Here is a 17922-nt window from a genome sequence, read left to right as displayed (position 1 = left end):
CGAACAATGTAGCTATTACATTGTTTGCAAGACTGTTGCACCCGCAAACCTCTACTTTTGCAGGGTGAATTGTGACGAATTTACAAAAACGAAATCATTAAGAATGTATTTTATATAATCATGAAGAAACTTATCTTTATGGGAGTTCTGGGATTGTTTATTCTGGGCTCCTGCAACAACAAACCGGGAAATAATCCCGAGGAACACAATCATGGTACCGAGGCTCACAACCATGACCACGAAGGACACGATCACGAAAATGAAGGACACAGCGCCACCAAAGAGTGCGAGGGACATGACCACGGTAGCGAGGCTTCCGAAAGCGAACATAGTGATGAAATCATTCTGCCCAAAGCTAAGGCAGAAGCTGCCGGAGTGAAGGTGAGCACTATTGAACCGGGGACTTTTGAACAAGTAATAAAGACCAGCGGACAAGTACTTGCCGCACAGGGAGACGAAAGCGTAGCTGTAGCTACGGTAGCCGGTGTTGTCAGCTTTCACGGTAAAGTTACCGAGGGCATGAGTGTAGGGAAAGGCAGTACCCTGCTGACCATCTCATCCAGTAATATAGCAGATGGTGACCCGGTGCAACGTGCCCGTATTGCCTATGAAATCTCAAAGAAAGAATACGAACGTATGAAAGCGTTGGTTAAAAACAAAATCGTATCCGACAAAGATTTCGCACAAGCCGAACAAAATTACGAGAATGCCCGTATCAGCTACGAAGCACTCGCCAAAGGAAATACCAAAGGCGGACAGGCCATATCTTCTCCTATCGGCGGATATGTGAAAAATATCTTAGTCAAAGAGGGAGATTATGTTACCATCGGACAACCGTTGGTCAGCGTAACACAAAACCGTCGTCTTTTCCTGCGCGCAGAAGTTTCAGAGAAATACTACCCATATCTGCGCACTATTGGTTCGGCTAACTTCAAAACGCCGTATGATAATAAGGTGTATGCACTGAAAGAATTAAGCGGACGCCTCCTTTCGTTTGGCAAGTCTGCCGGAGATAATTCATTCTATGTTCCGGTAACATTTGAGTTTGACAACAAAGGAGATATTATTCCCGGTTCGTTTGTAGAGGTATATCTACTGTCAACCCCAATGGAAAACGTTATCTCGCTCCCCCGCACTGCACTGACAGAGGAACAAGGATTATTCTTTGTCTATTTGCAACTGGATGAAGAAGGGTATAAAAAGCAGGAAGTGACCTTAGGTGCAGATAATGGGCAAAGCGTACAGATACTTACAGGCGTCAAAGCCGGCGATCCTGTTGTTGTCAGCGGTGCCTACCAGGTGAAACTGGCTTCGGCAAGTAATGCGATACCGGCACATAGTCATGAACACTAAAAGGATTTACGATTGGACGATTTACAATTTACGATTGAAATTACTTTGATTTACAATCTCTTTCATCAATCGTAAATTGTAAATCGTCTAATCGTAAATAATTGTAATTTTAATCGTAAATTGTAAATTGTCTAATTGTAAATCATTGTAAATCGTCTAATCGTAAATAATTTCATGTTAAATAAAATTATACATTTCTCTCTTCAGAACCGCATCCTGGTACTCGTAGCCTCGGTGTTGTTGCTGATTGGCGGTACGTATACCGCAATGCATACAGAAGTGGACGTATTTCCCGACCTCAACGCGCCAACAGTGGTCATCATGACTGAGGCCAATGGTATGGCAGCCGAAGAAGTGGAACAGCTCGTCACCTTTCCCGTAGAAACTTCTGTGAATGGTGCAACAGGTGTGCGCCGCGTACGCTCTTCTTCTACAAATGGATTTTCTGTAGTTTGGGTAGAATTTGACTGGGGAACAGATATTTATCTGGCCCGGCAGATTGTAAGTGAAAAACTGGCAGTAGTCAATGAGTCACTGCCCGCTAATGTGGGCAAACCAACACTTGGCCCACAGTCTTCCATATTGGGTGAGATGCTGATTATCGGCCTTACCGCAGATTCAACATCTATGCTCGACCTGCGTACTATCGCCGACTGGACAATTCGTCCGCGTCTGCTTTCAACAGGAGGTGTGGCACAAGTAGCCGTTTTGGGTGGCGATTTGAAAGAGTATCAAATACAACTCGACCCGGAACGGATGCGTCACTATGGGGTATCTATGGGTGAAGTAATGAACACCACCCGGGATATGAATCTCAACGCCAACGGTGGAGTACTTTATGAATATGGAAACGAATATATAGTACGCGGAGTACTCTCTACAGATAAAGCAGATCAGCTGGGAAAAGCTGTAGTGAAGAGTATAAACACCGTACCTGTACTATTGGAAGATATAGCAGATGTAACTATCGGACCGAAAGCTCCGAAGTTGGGCACAGCCTCGGAACGGGGAAAACCTGCTGTATTGCTGACAGTTACCAAACAACCTTCTACCAGTACACTGGAACTGACGGATAAACTGGAAGCTTCTTTAAAGGATTTACAGAAGAACCTACCTGCGGATGTGAAGGTTTCTACCGATATTTTCCGTCAAAGCCGTTTTATCGAAAGTTCTATCGGAAACGTGAAGAAGTCTTTGCTGGAAGGAGGTATCTTTGTTGTGATCGTGCTCTTCCTGTTCCTGGCAAATGTACGAACCACAATTATTTCACTGGTAACACTGCCAATTTCACTGATTGTTTCCATCCTCACTCTTCATTATATGGGGATGACTATTAATACAATGAGTCTTGGCGGTATGGCAATTGCCATCGGTTCACTGGTGGACGATGCTATTGTAGATGTGGAAAACGTATATAAACGACTCCGTGAGAACCGGATGAAACCGGAAGCTGAACGTCTCCCGGTACTCGACGTGGTATTCAATGCCTCTAAAGAGGTGCGTATGCCCATTCTGAACTCTACACTGATCATTGTAGTGAGTTTCGTACCCCTCTTCTTCCTTACAGGTATGGAAGGACGTATGTTAGTACCACTGGGCGTTGCTTTTATTGTGGCACTGTTCGCTTCTACAATAGTGGCTTTAACACTTACTCCGGTACTATGCTCTTATCTGTTGGGTAGAAACAAGAGTGACAAAATCCCCAAAGAAGCATTCGTAGCACGCTGGTTGAAAGGTGTTTATGAAAAAGCATTGAGATGGGTACTTAATCACAAGCGAATCACGTTGGGAAGTACCATTGCTCTGTTTATTGTTGCTTTGGGATGTTTCTTTACGTTAGGACGCTCCTTCCTACCGCCTTTCAACGAAGGTTCGTTTACCATCAATATATCTTCGCTACCGGGTATCTCTCTGGAAGAGAGTAACAAAATGGGGCACCGTGCGGAAATGTTGCTATTAACTATCCCTGAAATACAGACCGTGGCCCGCAAAACCGGGCGTGCCGAACTGGATGAACATGCCCTGGGAGTGAATACCTCGGAGATAGAAGCACCATTTGAACTGAAAGACCGTTCGCGCAATGAGCTCATTGCAGATGTACGTGAGAAACTGGGTACAATCACCGGAGCAAATATCGAGATCGGCCAGCCTATCAGCCACCGTATCGACGCTATGCTATCCGGAACAAAAGCCAATATCGCTATTAAGCTTTTCGGAGATGACTTAAACAAAATGTTCTCTTTGGGTAATGAAATAAAAGGGGCTATTGAAGGTATTCCCGGTATTGCCGACCTGAATGTGGAACAACAGATTGAACGCCCACAGCTAAAAATCACTCCGAAACGTGAAATGCTTGCCAAATATGGTATCACCCTGCCAGAGTTCTCGGAATATATCAATGTAGCATTGGCAGGTGAAGTCATTTCACAGGTTTACGAAAAAGGCAAGGCATTCGATCTCATTGTTAAAGTGAAAGATAACTTCCGTGATGAAGCCGAGAAGATACGTAACCTGATGGTAGATACATCGGACGGAAAGAAGGTACCCCTAAGTTACGTAGCTGATGTTGTTTCGGCTATGGGTCCCAATACCATTAACCGTGAAAACGTGAAACGTAAGATTGTGATTTCTGCAAACGTAGCCGACCGCGACCTTCGCAGCGTAGTAAATGATATACAGAAAAAGATAGATACCTCCGTAAAGCTCCCGGAAGGGTACCATATTGAATATGGAGGGCAATTTGAAAGCGAACAGGCAGCAAGCCGCACGCTGGCCTTGACTTCCTTCATGAGTATCGTTATAATCTTCTTACTGCTGTACCATGAGTTCCGGAGTGTAAAAGAGTCCGGAGTGATTCTGCTGAACTTGCCGTTGGCGCTGATTGGTGGCGTATTTGCGCTACTCATCACCACAGGTGAAGTCAGTATCCCGGCCATCATCGGATTTATCTCTCTGTTTGGTATCGCTACACGTAATGGTATGCTACTTATCAGCCATTACAATCACCTGCAACAGGAAGAGGGTATGGGAGTATACGACAGTGTAATTCATGGTTCACTGGACCGGTTGAATCCTATTTTGATGACAGCACTCTCCAGTGCTCTGGCGCTGATACCACTGGCCCTGAGTGGTGATCTGCCGGGTAACGAGATACAAAGTCCAATGGCAAAAGTAATCCTCGGAGGTCTTTTAACATCGACTTTCCTGAACGGATTTATCATTCCCATTGTATACCTGATGATGCATCACCGCTCCCCACAGAAGGAGGAGATATACCAAACGATAGATGATGGGAATATCCCTAATGAAACGAATGAATAATAGAATGAAATGAAAAGAATAACGATATTTACTGCCGCACTCCTTGCCATTGCAGGAGTGCAGGCACAAAGTAACATAGAACAGGTGCTTCGGAATATCGAAGCTAACAATAAGGAGTTGCAGGCAAACGCCCAGCTTATCTCTTCACAGAAGCTGGAAGCAAAGACTGATAATAACCTTGCAGATCCCAGTCTCTCTTATGCTCACCTTTGGGGCGCAAAAGACAAAAATGAGACAATCGGAGAGCTTGTTGTTTCTCAAAGCTTCGACTTTCCCAGTCTCTACGCCAGCCGTGCAAAACTGAACCGCCTGAAAACAAGCTCTTTCGACGGACAGGCAAGTATCTTCCGGCAAGGTATCCTGCTACAGGCCAAAGAAGTATGTCTGGACATTATCATGCTTCGCCAGCAAAAGCAGATCTTACAAGAACGTTTACGCAATGCGGAAGAGCTTTCGGCAATGTACAAGAAACGCTTGCAAACAGGCGATGCCAACATTATTGAAACGAACAAGATCAACCTGGAACTGCTAAATGTCAAAACAGAGGCTTCGCTAAACGAAACAGCCTTGCGTAACAAGCTTCAGGAACTGAATACCCTGAATGGAAATATTCCTGTAGTATTTGAGGGGAATACATATCCGGCAGTTATCTTCCCTTCGGACTATCAGATGCTTAAAGCGGAAGTACTCGCTGCGGATCCAACCCTGCAGACACTTGCCAGTGAGAGTGCAGCTGCCCGTAAGCAGATTGGTGTCAACAAACAAGGCTGGTTGCCGAAACTGGAGTTAGGATACCGTCGGAATACCGAATCAGGTACTCCTTTCAATGGTGTAGTGGTAGGTTTCTCTTTTCCGATCTTTGAAAACAAAAGCAAAGTAAAGATAGCAAAAGCACAAGCCATGAATACAGATTTCCTGAAAGAAAGTGCCATGTTGCAGGCAGAATCACAAGTAGCACAACTTTATCAGGAGGCACAAACTTTGCGCAGCTCAATGGACGAGTACGAAAAAACCTTCCAGGCGCAGCAAGATCTCGAAATGCTGAAACAAGCACTGACCGGTGGGCAGATCAGCATGATTGAGTACTTTGTAGAAGTCTCGGTAGTATATCAAAGCAAACAAAATTATCTGCAACTGGAAAACCAGTATCAGAAGGCAATGGCAAAGATATATAAGAACCAATTATAGAACCGATTTCACTTCTGCCAGACATTGTTTGAAGCTTTTTGTTGACAAAGACAAGAGAATACATTATATTTGCAGCAAACATAAAATACTGATTATGAAACCTAAACATTTCTATCAGACAGCTTTGTGCTGCATCCTTACTCTGCTGAGCGCATGTAAGGACGACAACGACAGTCCGCTCCGCTTTTATAACGACACATACGAAGTCCCTATGGGAGGTATACGCTACCTGGGGTTGGAAAGCGGAAACGGTGATTATTCATTAGAAGTAAAAGATCAACGTCTTGTCAGTGCACAAGTGGAACAGGGATGGTCGACTCCGGGTGGTAGTGCCATCTATGTCCGGGGAATCCTTACGGGAAAAACAACCTTGAAAGTCACAGACTATGCAACGTTGGAAAGTTGTCTTTTGACAATTAAAGTAGTGGATAATTACGAAACAATGCGGCTATCCCGTGGATATGGATCTGCACTGTCTGAGAATGGAACGGCGGACATGCTGCCCGGCATTTCGGATATATTTCTTATCAATAATCGTGCACGGGATGCATATTTCTTCAGACAGGGACCTCAAACAGCCTTTTCATCCGGGTTGGTACTGGTAGCAAAAGGAAATTATGTACTCGAACCGGGAATGGACGACCAGGCCAATATGACACTCACCTTTACAGAGAGTGTGGAGCACGCAGAAGCCCTGACCGGTTCACATAAGTTCATCCTTCACGGCAATCCGTATATACTCCACCGGTTGGACAAGAACCTGAATCTGAATTGGGATACTCCACCGACAGGAGATACGCGGACATCGCCCGAGCCTCCTCCTTCTTACATTCTGGAAGAAGAAGGAACAGGAAAGCAGTTGAGCTTTTCATTCACCGGACTGGAAATGCCAGAAGGAATATTGCCTTAACCGGGAAGAAAACAGCCGGCTCCGATGTCTGGTGTCATCACAGGATACGTATCTCTTCGGGCAAATATCCGCTGCGAATACGCCACTCCTGCGGATAAAGATTATTGGCACGATTGCCTATATTCTTCACAAAACCGAGGGGAACCGATCTATAAGTAAGCAATACATAACCACGAGGGGCCGTCTCTGATAAAGAGATGGCCTCTTTGCGTAAAAAAGCAATGGCTTGTTCGTAACTGATTTCTTCTGTAGAGAAAATACCCGGTTGCAATGCCCGGCTCATAGCAAGTGCATGATCGGGAATAAGATCTTTCCCTTTCACTTCTCCCACTGTGATACCCGCTTGTACTATGCGGAGAAACTGCTGTAAAGTGGCAAGTTCACCGATGTATTCTTTAGGAAATGCAGTAATCGTGTTTCCATTTACTGACAGTTCATACGCTTCAGGAACTGCAAGCCAGCTTTTTGCTGTCGCTAATTGTTCTTTACCAATCGGTGCAGGAGCTGCTTTACCTCGCATAGCAGACACTTTTTTACGGATAGCCTTTCCATTGCCGGCTTCATAAGCAAATACCTCCGAACCTGCAGCACCGTACATTTCTTTCTCTCTTTCCGGTTTCCGAAGTGCGGCAAGAAAGAACCCCTCTCCTCTCGTTTTATGAGGCAAAAAACGGTAGACCGGAAAGTCTGTTCCTGTTAGCAGGTCTCCTGTGATGTCCCACTCCGAAGAAATATCCAACGGAAGTACTTCAGCTCCGAATTCATCACAAATCCACTGCACATTTTCTTCGTCCTCCTTCGTGTTATAAGTACAAGTACTGTATATAAGTATCCCACCCGGTTTAAGACATTGCCAGATATCAGCAATAATACGGCGTTGACGTTGCCAGCATATTTCAACGTTATCCGAGTTCCACTCTTCAATTGCGCGAGGATCTTTGCGGAACATACCTTCGCCGGAACAGGGTACATCGGTGAGTATTACATCAAAAAAACTTCCAAGATGTGAGAAATCTGCCGGATCATTGTTCGTCACTACAACCCCGGGATACCCCCACTTTGTCAGATTCTCTGCAAGTATCTGCGAACGATTGCGGATCACTTCATTTGCAACCAACAGACTTCCTGTCGGCAAAAGGCTACAGGCATGGGTAGACTTCCCACCGGGAGCAGCGCAAAGATCAAGCATCACAACAGGGTCTTCGGATAGATATTGTTGCAACACCTGACCAACAAACATAGACGAGGCTTCCTGCACATAGTAACAACCGGCATGAAAAAGAGGATCAAAAGTAAACGTCAGACGCTGATCGAGATAATACCCCTCTTTGCACCAGGGAACTTGTTTTAGTTGAGAGTTGAGAGTTGGAAGTTGAAAATTAACTGCGCTATCAGGCTGCATAGTAACTTTCAACTTTCCACTTTCAATTTTCAATTGATTAAGCCGGATACTGACAGGAGGTTCCTGCTCCAGGGCGGCAGATAACTTTTCATATTCTTCGTTGCCCAACAAGGTACGGGTATAGTCAATAAAAGAGGCTGGCAAATTCATTGGATTTCCTTTTTATATGTATTAAAACCGATTGGATTACGGGGTTTACTCGCATCTTTCTCTTTGGTCTGTAACTCCGCAAGAGTCCGATTTATCAATTCTATCTGCATACGCGTATCATCATTTATATCATTATGATCGGCAACTCCATCCATTTTCTTCTGTTAATTCCTGCAAATATCAAAAATATTTTGTCTCTTTGCAACTTTCCGGCAGGTTAACTACGTCTAATAACCAAAGAAACAAAAAAAATTACAAGATATGAAAAGAATTTTAATTGCTCTAATGGTGGCAACTCTCTACTGCTCCATGTCATTTGCACAAAAGCAGAAAACCGTCTACAAAGATAGTACCGGACAGGTAACAATTACAGTTAGCAAAACCAATGATGATTCGGTCTATACCCCCAAATACAAAGATACAGCAGAGGATGGAGTAACCGTAGAAAGCGAATCAACTGATTCCTATGACAGTACATACAGTTATACTGGCTTTAATGATGAAGACTTCTCTTTAATCAAAGACTTTAGCGGCATGGCTTCCAAAGGCATTGCTCTTGCATTCTTCATCTTGATATTAGTTTTCGGTTTCCCTATTTTTGTTATCTTCATTGCGTTTTACTTCCGCTACAAAAACCGGCGTGAACGTTACAAACTGGTAGAAAAAGCCATTGCTGCCGGACAGCCCATTCCGGAAGGTATTCTTAAAGAGAGCCTGAATACAGACACACGTTCCAAAGGAATTAAAAACATGTGCCTCGGCGCCGGATTGTTCATCTTCCTTTGGGCTATAACAGACAGCTTTGCTCTGGGGTGTATAGGCCTACTGATAATGTTCACCGGCCTCGGACAATGGTTGGTTGCCCGTAATCAACATCCTACTGACGAGCAAAAATGAGTCAGATCAACGACATATCGTTAGTCGCACAGGTCGTGGTGTTTAAAAACGCCAAGGCCTTCAACCAGTTGGTGCAGAAGTATCAATCGCCTATCCGGCGCTTCTTCCTCAACCTGACGTGCGGCGACAGCGATTTGAGCGACGATCTGGCACAAGATACATTTATCAAAGCATATACAAGTATAGCAACCTTTAAAAATCTTTCAAATTTCTCAACATGGCTTTATCGTATTGCTTATAATGTATTTTATGATTATATTCGCAGTCGGAAGGAAACAACCGAACTGGACTCCAGAGAGGTAGATGCTACCAATTGTGTTGAACAGGAAAACGTAGGACAACGCATGGACATTTACCAATCACTTGAAAAGCTAAAAGAAGTGGAACGAACCTGTATCACTTTGTTCTATATGGAAGATGTAAGTATAGACAAAATTGCGGGAATTGTGGGTATACCGGCAGGAACAGTAAAAAGTCACCTGTCGCGTGGTAAAGAGAAATTGGCTATGTATTTAAAACAAAATGGTTATGATGGAAACAGATGATAAACTAATACGGGAATTCTTTGCAAAACAAAAACAAGAAATACCCGATAATGGCTTTAGTCGCCGTGTAATGCACCATCTGCCCTACCGCACAGGACTATTGGTGAAAATATGGAGTGTATTTATTACGTTTGTGGCTGTGGTGCTGTTCTTTGCTTTCGACGGACTTCAGGCAGTAGTAGGTACTGCACGTGATATATTTGTATCGATGGTACAAAGCGGAGCCGCAACTGGCATTGATCTCAAATCGCTGATTATCGCTGCAGTGGTACTCATGTTTCTGGGAGTACGCAAGGCATGGTCGATGGCATAAGAAAAGCAGAGTAAAAAGTAAACTTTTTACTCTGTAATATAGTATATTGGTAAACGTATAACAATCACACATTCAATTTAATATGGAATAAAAGAGGGAAGTCTTTACTTTCCTCTTTTATGCTTATACAAAGCAAAGGAATTTCAATCAACAGGCTCCATATGCCCTGTGAAGGGGGTATATAGATCTCGTTTGAAATCGGCATATCAACAATATCCCGGTAGCAAACAGTCCGCTTGATAGCAGCAAACTTTTTTTCATCAGTAAATAATATTCTATCTCTTAGTCTGGTGAAACGGAACATCAAATGATAGGAGAACAGTTTTCATTTTGTTAAAGTATGATAAATTTGCTCTTAACAGAAAAGAGCTCCGAACAGAGAAGTTGTATCTTTGTTTCCTTAGTAAACTAAATAAAGACTGCAAGTTTTGAGACTACATATATTTTTTATTTTGTTGTTTTTGACAATAAGCAACATAAAAGCAGATGAAATAGATAGCTCATGGGTACAGCGACAAGACACTACCGAATTACCCAGTGACCAGATGGTACTCAATTTCCTCCGGGAATCGGGTATTCCTATTACGCATGGTAATAAAGTAAAGTTACTCAAAAGCGGACGCGAGAAATTTGAGGATCTCTTTGAAGCTATTCGCGGCGCTAAACACCATATACACCTGGAATACTTTAACTTCCGGAATGATTCCATTGCCAACGCTCTTTTTGACCTCTTGGCCGAAAAAGTAAAGGAGGGAGTGGAGGTACGCGCCTTATTCGATGCTTTCGGTAACTGGTCTAATAATAAGCCGCTAAAGAAGCGTCATCTCAAAGCAATCCGTGAACGAGGTATCGAAATAGTCAAGTTCGATCCATTTAAGTTTCCCTATATCAATCACGCAGCACATCGGGATCATCGGAAAATAGTTGTTATCGATGGGAAAATAGGTTACACCGGAGGAATGAATATAGCAGATTATTACATCAACGGACTCCCCAAAATTGGTACATGGCGTGATATGCACATCCGTATTGAAGGCCCGGCAGTAGACATTCTGCAAGAAATCTTCCTCACAATATGGAACAAAACAGCCAAGCAAGATATCACAGGAGAGGCTTATTTCCCTGAACTTCCGGCTCCGGCAGATAGTATTGATGGAATTACCGTTGCTATCGTCGACCGTACACCGAAAAAGAATACCCGCATGCTCAGCCATACTTATGCCATGTCTATCTATGCGGCAAAAGAAAATGTACGAATAGTGAATCCTTACTTCGTACCCACCTCTTCGATCCGGAAAGCACTAAACTACGCACTTGAGAAAGGTACAAAGGTAGAGATTATGATCTCCTCTAAGGCAGATATACCTTTCACGCCGGATGCTTCGCTCTATAAAGTACATAAGCTAATGAAACGTGGCGCGGATATATATCTGTACAATGGCGGATTTCATCACTCGAAAATCATGATGGTGGACGAGACCTTTTGTACCGTAGGCACTGCCAATCTTAACAGCCGAAGCCTGCGCTACGACTATGAAACAAATGCTTTTATCTTTGACAAAGAGTTTACAGCACAACTTGACAGTGTATTTGAGGCTGATACCCAACATTGTACAAAGCTCACACCTGAAATATGGAAAAAGCGTTCACCGTGGAAGAAGTTCGTCGGATGGTTTGCTAACCTATTTACTCCCTTTTTATAATCTGCATAGATTCTAACTACTTACTACTGGATTCTAACTACTTTTTTTCTACCTTTGCAGTATGAAACAGTATTTAGATTTACTCAACCGTGTACTTACCGAGGGTGCTGAAAAGAGTGACCGCACCGGTACTGGTACAATCAGTGTTTTCGGACATCAGATGCGCTTCAATCTCGACGAGGGATTCCCTTGCCTGACGACAAAGAAATTGCACCTGAAATCTATTATATATGAACTATTATGGTTCTTGCAGGGAGATACGAATGTAAAATATCTGCAAGATAACGGGGTTCGTATCTGGAATGAATGGGCCGACGAAAAAGGAGAACTAGGACATATCTATGGCTATCAGTGGCGTTCATGGCCTGACTACAAAGGCGGTTTTATCGATCAGATCAGTGAAGTGGTAGATACAATCAAGCATAATCCTGACTCCCGGCGAATCATCGTAAGTGCCTGGAATGTAGGGGACCTCGATAATATGAACCTGCCTCCATGCCATGCTTTCTTCCAGTTTTACGTAGCCAACGGACGTCTGAGTCTGCAACTCTATCAACGGAGTGCAGATATTTTTCTGGGAGTTCCGTTCAATATCGCCTCTTATGCCCTGTTATTGCAAATGATGGCGCAAGTGACCGGATTGAAAGCCGGAGATTTCGTACATACATTGGGAGATGCGCATATCTACCTGAACCATCTGGAACAGGTAAAGCTGCAATTAACCCGTGAACCACGTCCGCTACCCCAAATGAAGATAAATCCGGATGTAAAAAGTATCTTCGACTTCAAATTTGAAGATTTTGAATTAATAAACTATGATCCGCATCCACATATTGCAGGAAAAGTCTCGGTATAAATCAGTAGCTAGAATTTAGTAGTTGGTAGTTAGAAGCTATGCAGCATGATCGTATTTTTATGATCTGACGACATATTCCATAGATTCCAACTTCTAAATTCTAACTACTAAATTCCAATAAACATTATGAGTAAAATCAGCATTATAGCCGCTGTAGATCGCCATATGGCTATCGGCTTCAAAAATAAACTTTTGTTCTGGTTGCCCAATGACCTCAAACGTTTTAAAGCACTCACCACAGGAAATACAATTATAATGGGGCGAAAAACATTCGAGTCACTTCCTAAAGGTGCACTTCCCAATCGCCGCAATATTGTTCTTTCTTCCAATCCGGCAAATAGCTTTCCCGGTGCCGAGGTTTTCACTTCTTTGGAAGCTGCTTTGCAAAATTGCCGCGAAGATGAGCATGTTTACGTCATCGGCGGAGAAACTGTATACCGCCAGGCTATTGTCCTAGCTGACGAACTCTGCTTGACTGAAATAGATGATGAAGCCCTGGAAGCCGATGCTTTCTTCCCTTCAGTAGACCTTACAGTATGGCACGAAAAAAACAGAGAAGTCCATCCTGCGGATGAAAAACATCTCTGCTCCTATGCGTTCGTTGATTACACCAGATAGTTACGGATAGAACGAATCACTCCTGATCGTCTGTGTCCACTATAATTGGCATCTGCCGTTTAATAGCTTCATGGAAAGAGATAAGCGTCTCAGTACGTGCCAACCCCAACGGTTGCAGCTTATCATGAATGACACTCAACAGATGATGATTATTCTTTGCATAAATCTTGATGAACATATCATATTTACCTGTAGTGAAATGACATTCCACCACCTCTGGTATAGCTTCCAAAGCTTTTGTCACAGAATCAAATGATTCCGGGTCCTTCAGGTAAATTCCAATGTAAGCACACGTCTCATACCCGATTTTTTCAGGGTCGATGACAAACTCCGAACCCTTCAATATCCCCAGATTAGTCAGCTTCTGTATACGCTGGTGGATAGCTGCACCCGAAACATTACACGCTCGTGCCACTTCCAGAAAAGGAATACGTGCATTATCTGCTATCAGCTTCAGAATCTGCTCATCTAAAGTATCCAATTGATGATGTCCCATTTTAAATCAATTTGTTTTAATACATGAATGTTATTGCAAAGTTAGATAATTTTTTGGCAATAAATACTATGATTTATTACTTTTATTTCTAAATATGGGATAAGTCAGCAATTGTTCGTACCTTTGTAAAAACATAAATATACGTTAAATATGAAACGAAATACTACCCTCATACTATGCCTTTTGATGGTAATAAACATACACGCACAAGGGTTTACAGACTTTTTCAAGGACAAAACATTACGAGTAGATTATATTTTCACCGGTGATGCCAAACACCAATCGATCTATCTGGATGAACTTTCGTACCTGCCTTCATGGGCAGGGCGCAGACATCATCTCTCCGAACTTCCTTTAGAGGGTAACGGCCAAATCACAATGATCGATCTCACCACTCGAAAATGTATCTATAAAACCTCCTTTTCCTCTCTTTTTCAAGAGTGGCTTTCTACAGACGAGGCTCAGAAAACAGCAAAAGGATTTGAAAATACCTTTCTACTTCCTTATCCGCAACACCCGGTAGAGATAGAGATCACACTGCTCAACTCGTCACGAAAAGTAATGGCTCGTTTAAAACATATCGTACACCCCGATGATATACTGATTCATGAACGGGGTATCTCGCATATAACACCACATAAATACCTTCTGAAAAGTGGTAGTGAAGCAGATTGTATCGATGTAGCCATCTTGGCTGAAGGATATACTGAAGACGAAATGGATCTATTCTACAAAGATGCTGAAAAAGCATGCGAAAGTCTTTTCTTTTATGAACCATTCAAATCAATGAAAAACCGGTTCAATATTGTTGCTGTTGCCAGCCCATCAAAAGATAGTGGTGTCAGTGTACCACGAAAAAGCAATTGGAAACAAACTGCATTTAATTCTCATTTTGATACTTTCTATTCCGACCGTTATCTGACTACCAGTCGTGTAAAGTCTATACACAACGCGTTATCAGGTATTCCTTACGAGCATATTATCATCATCGTCAATACCAAAGAATACGGTGGTGGAGGTATCTATAACTCCTACACACTGACTGCTGCTCACCACCCTACCTTCAAACCCGTAGTAGTACACGAATTCGGACATAGTTTCGGAGGTTTAGGTGACGAATATTTTTATGAAGAAGATGTAATGACGGACACCTATCCGCTCAATGTGGAGCCTTGGGAACCGAATATCTCTACCCGTGTAGACTTCTCCTCCAAATGGGAAGATATGCTTCCGGCAGGAATTCCTGTTCCTACTCCTCCGCAAATGAATAAGCAGTACCCGGTAGGTGTTTATGAAGGTGGTGGATATTCAGCAAAAGGTATCTACCGTCCCTCTTTTGATTGCCGCATGCGAACAAATGAATATCCAACATTCTGTCCGGTATGCCAACGCTCTATTCGTAGAATGATTGAATTTTATACTAACAATAAATAAAGTAATAATCAAAAACCAGGTCTTTATGATTAGACTCCAACCTATCAGTACGTCTGACGTACAACATTATCAATTTATGGAGGATCTGCTTATTGCAGCCTTTCCACCAGAAGAATACCGCGAGCTGAAAGATTTGCGCGAATATACCAACCGTATTGGCAATTTCCATAATAATATTATTTTTGATGATGATACCCCTGTGGGGTTTATTACCTACTGGGACTTCGATCATTTTTATTATGTAGAACACTTTGCCATTAACCCGGCATTACGAAATGGTGGCTATGGCAAAAAAGTATTAGATTTCTTATGCAAAAAATTAAACCGTCCCATCGTTCTGGAAGTTGAAATGCCCCTGGAAGAAATGGCACAACGCCGTATTAACTTCTACAAACGACAAGGATTTGTTCTTTGGGAAAAAGAATACCACCAGCCTCCCTATAAAACCGGAGATCCTTTCTTACCGATGTATCTGATGGTACATGGCGATTTACAATGTGAACGGGATTTTGACACAGTAAAGAAAAAAATCCACAAGGAAGTCTATAATGTGAAAATGAATCCCTAAACATTCTCTTCATTTCATTCCAAAGAAAAAAAGGTGCTTAACTAAATAAATAGCTAAGCACCTTTTTCAAATATATTCAATCAACTCTATTCGCGGTACTGCGAAGAGTAGTTAATTTTCAAAGCATAAGCTTGACGAAGTGCATTCTTGATATCAGTTACGATACCCATCTTCGTATCCTTATCGATTTTCAGAGATACAGTCATCATTGCCTGATCAGATTCTTTCATACTTGATCTTTCTGCAATAATATAATCCTGAATTTCCGAAACTTCAGCGAAAGCATCATTCAATTGGATACGGCTCTCAGAACCCATCTTCTGACGAAACTCTCTCATTGGCTTTCCTACATACACAAATGTAACCAATGATTTCTTTTCAAGTTTTTCTAATTCTGTTGCTTGCGGAATCTTAAATTCAACCTTCAACGTTACCTCACGCATCGTTGTTACAATCATAAAGAAGAATAACAGCGTAAAGATAAGGTCAGGCAGAGAAGAAGTATTCAACGCAGGCATTTCACGTTTACCTGTTTTATTAAATTTTCCCATTACTTCTTTTCTCCATATTTTTTAGGTTCAGCTTCAGAAATCTTCTGAGGATAAATTTCACGAACAGCTTTCTGCTGATCTTCATTTAACTCTGAATATTTCTTTCCCCACTTTTCCTGAGACAGTTCATCTCTCAGTTCATTGTAAGCAGCAACCAATTCATTTTGTACGTCAATATATGCCTGATATGAAGAAGAACGGTCGTTCTGTAAAGAGACTACATGCTTTTCAGTGACCATCGTCGGACCAAAAAAGTCAACATCCTTTGATGTTTTTTCCGGCAACGACTCATCATTATATTTATTAGCAACAAACTCTTTAGTCTTCGCTCTCAACTGCTGAACATTCATGATTTCACCGTTAACCATCAACTGGTCATACATATTCAGGTAAATCTGTAGAACGTTGCGTTGCTTAACCTTGTCTTCATTCTTCTGCTCCTTATCATTTTCAGGCGGTGGCGGCAAACGTCTTGCCAAACCACGGTCCGTATCCATAGAAGTTGTAATCAAGAAGAAGATCAGCAACAAGAAAGCGATATCAGCCGTAGAACTTGAATTTATATCAGGAACTTTTCTTTTTCCTTTTGCCATAGTATTACTATATTTAATTGAGCAAGCTCAATTGGATTATGATAATTTCTTCTTAATGCTACTCAAGATGATAGCAACAACTGTTGCTCCCAAAAGGAAGTAGATTGAATAAAGGAACATATCAGTTAGCTTCAACCAAAAAGGAACATTGTCCGTTCCATCATATCCTGGTATTCTCAAAGTCTCTTCGCTACCCATAGCCCAAGAAACAACCAGTACAAGAACTAAAAGAATAAGACCAATCAATGATTTAATAGCGCTTACCGGATTATCTTTCAACGCTGAACCGAACTGGAATATAGCAGCAATAACAGTTGCAGCTACTGCAAGTCCGAAAAGTGCATACATCAAATACAATAATGCATCTGTATTTGCAGGTTGCCACATTTCCGGATCAACGCCTGCCAATGCAGCTGTTCCCTGAGCATCTCCTCCAAAATAAAAGAGACCTAATACCACCAGGATAAGAGCAAACATTGCGTACAGTACGTAGTACGATAATTTATATGATAACTTACTCATCTCAGATTATTTTTTGTATTTCAAGTTATATTTGATTACCATGTCAAGCAAAGAGATAGAAGAATCTTCCATTTCGCTTGTAAGAGCTTCGATCTTAGAAAGTACATAGTTGTAGAATACCTGAAGAATCAAAGCAACGATCAAACCGAAGATAGTTGTAATCAAAGCAACTTTCATACCACCTGCAACAACCGTCGGAGAGATATCACCTACTTGCTGGATCTTATCAAATGCCTGCACCATACCGATTACAGTACCCAAGAATCCTAATGACGGAGCCATTGCGATAAACAATGTGATCCAAGACATGTTCTTTTCCAAAAGACCGCCCTGAACACCGCCATAAGAAACGATAGATTTTTCAACTACATCGATACCCTGGTCGATTCTCATCAAACCCTGATAAGCGATAGAAGCGATAGGACCTCTTGTGTCACGAGCGATGGCTTTTGCACCTTCTACATCACCTTTATCCAATGCATCTTCGATACCTTTCAACAAT

General features: G+C 42.3%; 18 protein-coding genes and 1 pseudogene. 12 read left to right on the top strand and 7 right to left on the bottom strand.

What is annotated here, in order from left to right; translation table 11 throughout:
* The first annotated feature begins 120 nt into the window (after positions 1 to 120).
* The 4 genes from QX565_RS10285 to QX565_RS10270 all read left to right on the top strand — a co-directional run bounded on the left by QX565_RS10285 (position 121) and on the right by QX565_RS10270 (position 6772).
* Entirely contained in the window at positions 121 to 1353 is a 1233-nt protein-coding gene (locus QX565_RS10285) for an efflux RND transporter periplasmic adaptor subunit (protein ID WP_221651390.1), read from the top strand.
* A 174-nt stretch (positions 1354 to 1527) separates the two neighbouring features.
* Positions 1528 to 4674 (top strand): efflux RND transporter permease subunit, encoded by a 3147-nt coding sequence (locus QX565_RS10280; protein WP_289292701.1) that lies wholly within the window; start codon positions 1528 to 1530, stop codon positions 4672 to 4674.
* 9 nt (positions 4675 to 4683) lie between these two features.
* Positions 4684 to 5862, top strand: coding sequence for a TolC family protein (locus QX565_RS10275; RefSeq protein WP_289292700.1), 1179 nt, complete (start codon positions 4684 to 4686; stop codon positions 5860 to 5862).
* Positions 5863 to 5956: 94 nt separating this feature from the next.
* Positions 5957 to 6772, top strand: a complete 816-nt coding sequence (locus QX565_RS10270; RefSeq protein WP_221651387.1) for a hypothetical protein — start codon at positions 5957 to 5959, stop codon at positions 6770 to 6772.
* 37 nt (positions 6773 to 6809) lie between these two features.
* Here QX565_RS10270 and QX565_RS10265 read toward each other — a convergent pair whose 3' ends face one another.
* Positions 6810 to 8324 carry a methyltransferase RsmF C-terminal domain-like protein gene (locus tag QX565_RS10265; RefSeq protein ID WP_289292699.1) on the bottom strand — a complete coding sequence of 505 codons (1515 nt, stop codon included), beginning with the start codon at positions 8322 to 8324 and terminating at the stop codon, positions 6810 to 6812.
* Positions 8321 to 8467: pseudogene (locus tag QX565_RS10260) on the bottom strand (ORF6N domain-containing protein); the annotation flags it as partial. The gene QX565_RS10265 and the pseudogene QX565_RS10260, both read right to left, overlap by 4 nt.
* A 118-nt stretch (positions 8468 to 8585) precedes the next feature.
* On the opposite strand from QX565_RS10260, the gene QX565_RS10255 reads away from it, so the two are divergent.
* The 6 genes from QX565_RS10255 to QX565_RS10230 all read left to right on the top strand — a co-directional run bounded on the left by QX565_RS10255 (position 8586) and on the right by QX565_RS10230 (position 13256).
* Positions 8586 to 9221, top strand: a complete 636-nt coding sequence (locus QX565_RS10255) for a DUF6249 domain-containing protein (protein WP_221651385.1) — start codon at positions 8586 to 8588, stop codon at positions 9219 to 9221.
* Positions 9218 to 9766: an RNA polymerase sigma factor gene (locus tag QX565_RS10250; RefSeq protein WP_221651384.1), complete on the top strand. Its 549-nt coding sequence runs from the start codon at positions 9218 to 9220 to the stop codon at positions 9764 to 9766. The genes QX565_RS10255 and QX565_RS10250 overlap by 4 nt, the downstream gene beginning before the upstream one ends.
* On the top strand, positions 9750 to 10079 hold the full coding sequence (locus QX565_RS10245) for a DUF5056 domain-containing protein (protein ID WP_221651383.1): 330 nt from the start codon (positions 9750 to 9752) through the stop codon (positions 10077 to 10079). Before QX565_RS10250 ends, QX565_RS10245 begins: the two co-directional genes overlap by 17 nt.
* Before the next feature lie 428 nt (positions 10080 to 10507).
* Positions 10508 to 11782, top strand: coding sequence for a cardiolipin synthase (gene cls / locus QX565_RS10240; protein WP_221651382.1), 1275 nt, complete (start codon positions 10508 to 10510; stop codon positions 11780 to 11782).
* Positions 11783 to 11843: 61 nt separating this feature from the next.
* Positions 11844 to 12638, top strand: a complete 795-nt coding sequence (locus tag QX565_RS10235) for a thymidylate synthase (protein ID WP_221651381.1) — start codon at positions 11844 to 11846, stop codon at positions 12636 to 12638.
* A 126-nt stretch (positions 12639 to 12764) separates the two neighbouring features.
* Complete coding sequence (locus QX565_RS10230) at positions 12765 to 13256, top strand: dihydrofolate reductase (RefSeq protein WP_289292698.1); 492 nt, start codon at positions 12765 to 12767, stop codon at positions 13254 to 13256.
* 16 nt (positions 13257 to 13272) lie between these two features.
* Here the strand turns inward: QX565_RS10230 and QX565_RS10225 are convergent, their stop codons facing one another.
* Entirely contained in the window at positions 13273 to 13752 is a 480-nt protein-coding gene (locus QX565_RS10225; RefSeq protein WP_007484264.1) for an Lrp/AsnC family transcriptional regulator, read from the bottom strand.
* 150 nt (positions 13753 to 13902) lie between these two features.
* On the opposite strand from QX565_RS10225, the gene QX565_RS10220 reads away from it, so the two are divergent.
* Together QX565_RS10220 and QX565_RS10215 are read left to right on the top strand one after the other, a co-directional pair.
* Complete coding sequence (locus QX565_RS10220) at positions 13903 to 15186, top strand: IgA Peptidase M64 (RefSeq protein ID WP_221651378.1); 1284 nt, start codon at positions 13903 to 13905, stop codon at positions 15184 to 15186.
* Between the two features lie 25 nt (positions 15187 to 15211).
* Positions 15212 to 15754 carry a GNAT family N-acetyltransferase gene (locus QX565_RS10215; protein WP_221651377.1) on the top strand — a complete coding sequence of 181 codons (543 nt, stop codon included), beginning with the start codon at positions 15212 to 15214 and terminating at the stop codon, positions 15752 to 15754.
* An 86-nt stretch (positions 15755 to 15840) separates the two neighbouring features.
* Here the strand turns inward: QX565_RS10215 and QX565_RS10210 are convergent, their stop codons facing one another.
* The 4 genes from QX565_RS10210 to QX565_RS10195 all read right to left on the bottom strand — a co-directional run.
* Complete coding sequence (locus QX565_RS10210) at positions 15841 to 16305, bottom strand: ExbD/TolR family protein (RefSeq protein ID WP_005933384.1); 465 nt, start codon at positions 16303 to 16305, stop codon at positions 15841 to 15843.
* On the bottom strand, positions 16305 to 16898 hold the full coding sequence (locus tag QX565_RS10205) for an ExbD/TolR family protein (RefSeq protein ID WP_221651376.1): 594 nt from the start codon (positions 16896 to 16898) through the stop codon (positions 16305 to 16307). The genes QX565_RS10210 and QX565_RS10205 overlap by 1 nt, the downstream gene beginning before the upstream one ends.
* A gap of 36 nt (positions 16899 to 16934) precedes the next feature.
* A complete protein-coding gene (locus QX565_RS10200) occupies positions 16935 to 17420 on the bottom strand; it encodes a hypothetical protein (RefSeq protein ID WP_221651375.1) in 486 nt (161 codons plus the stop codon).
* Positions 17421 to 17426: 6 nt separating this feature from the next.
* Positions 17427 to 17922, bottom strand: a 496-nt coding sequence (locus QX565_RS10195; protein WP_289292697.1) for a MotA/TolQ/ExbB proton channel family protein, incomplete at its 5' end; no start/stop codon positions are given.

The sequence above is a fragment of the Bacteroides sp. 41_26 genome (assembly GCF_949740115.1).
Classification (GTDB): Bacteria; Bacteroidota; Bacteroidia; order Bacteroidales; family Bacteroidaceae; genus Bacteroides; species Bacteroides nordii.
This window is presented reverse-complemented; position numbering and strand designations above follow the sequence as displayed.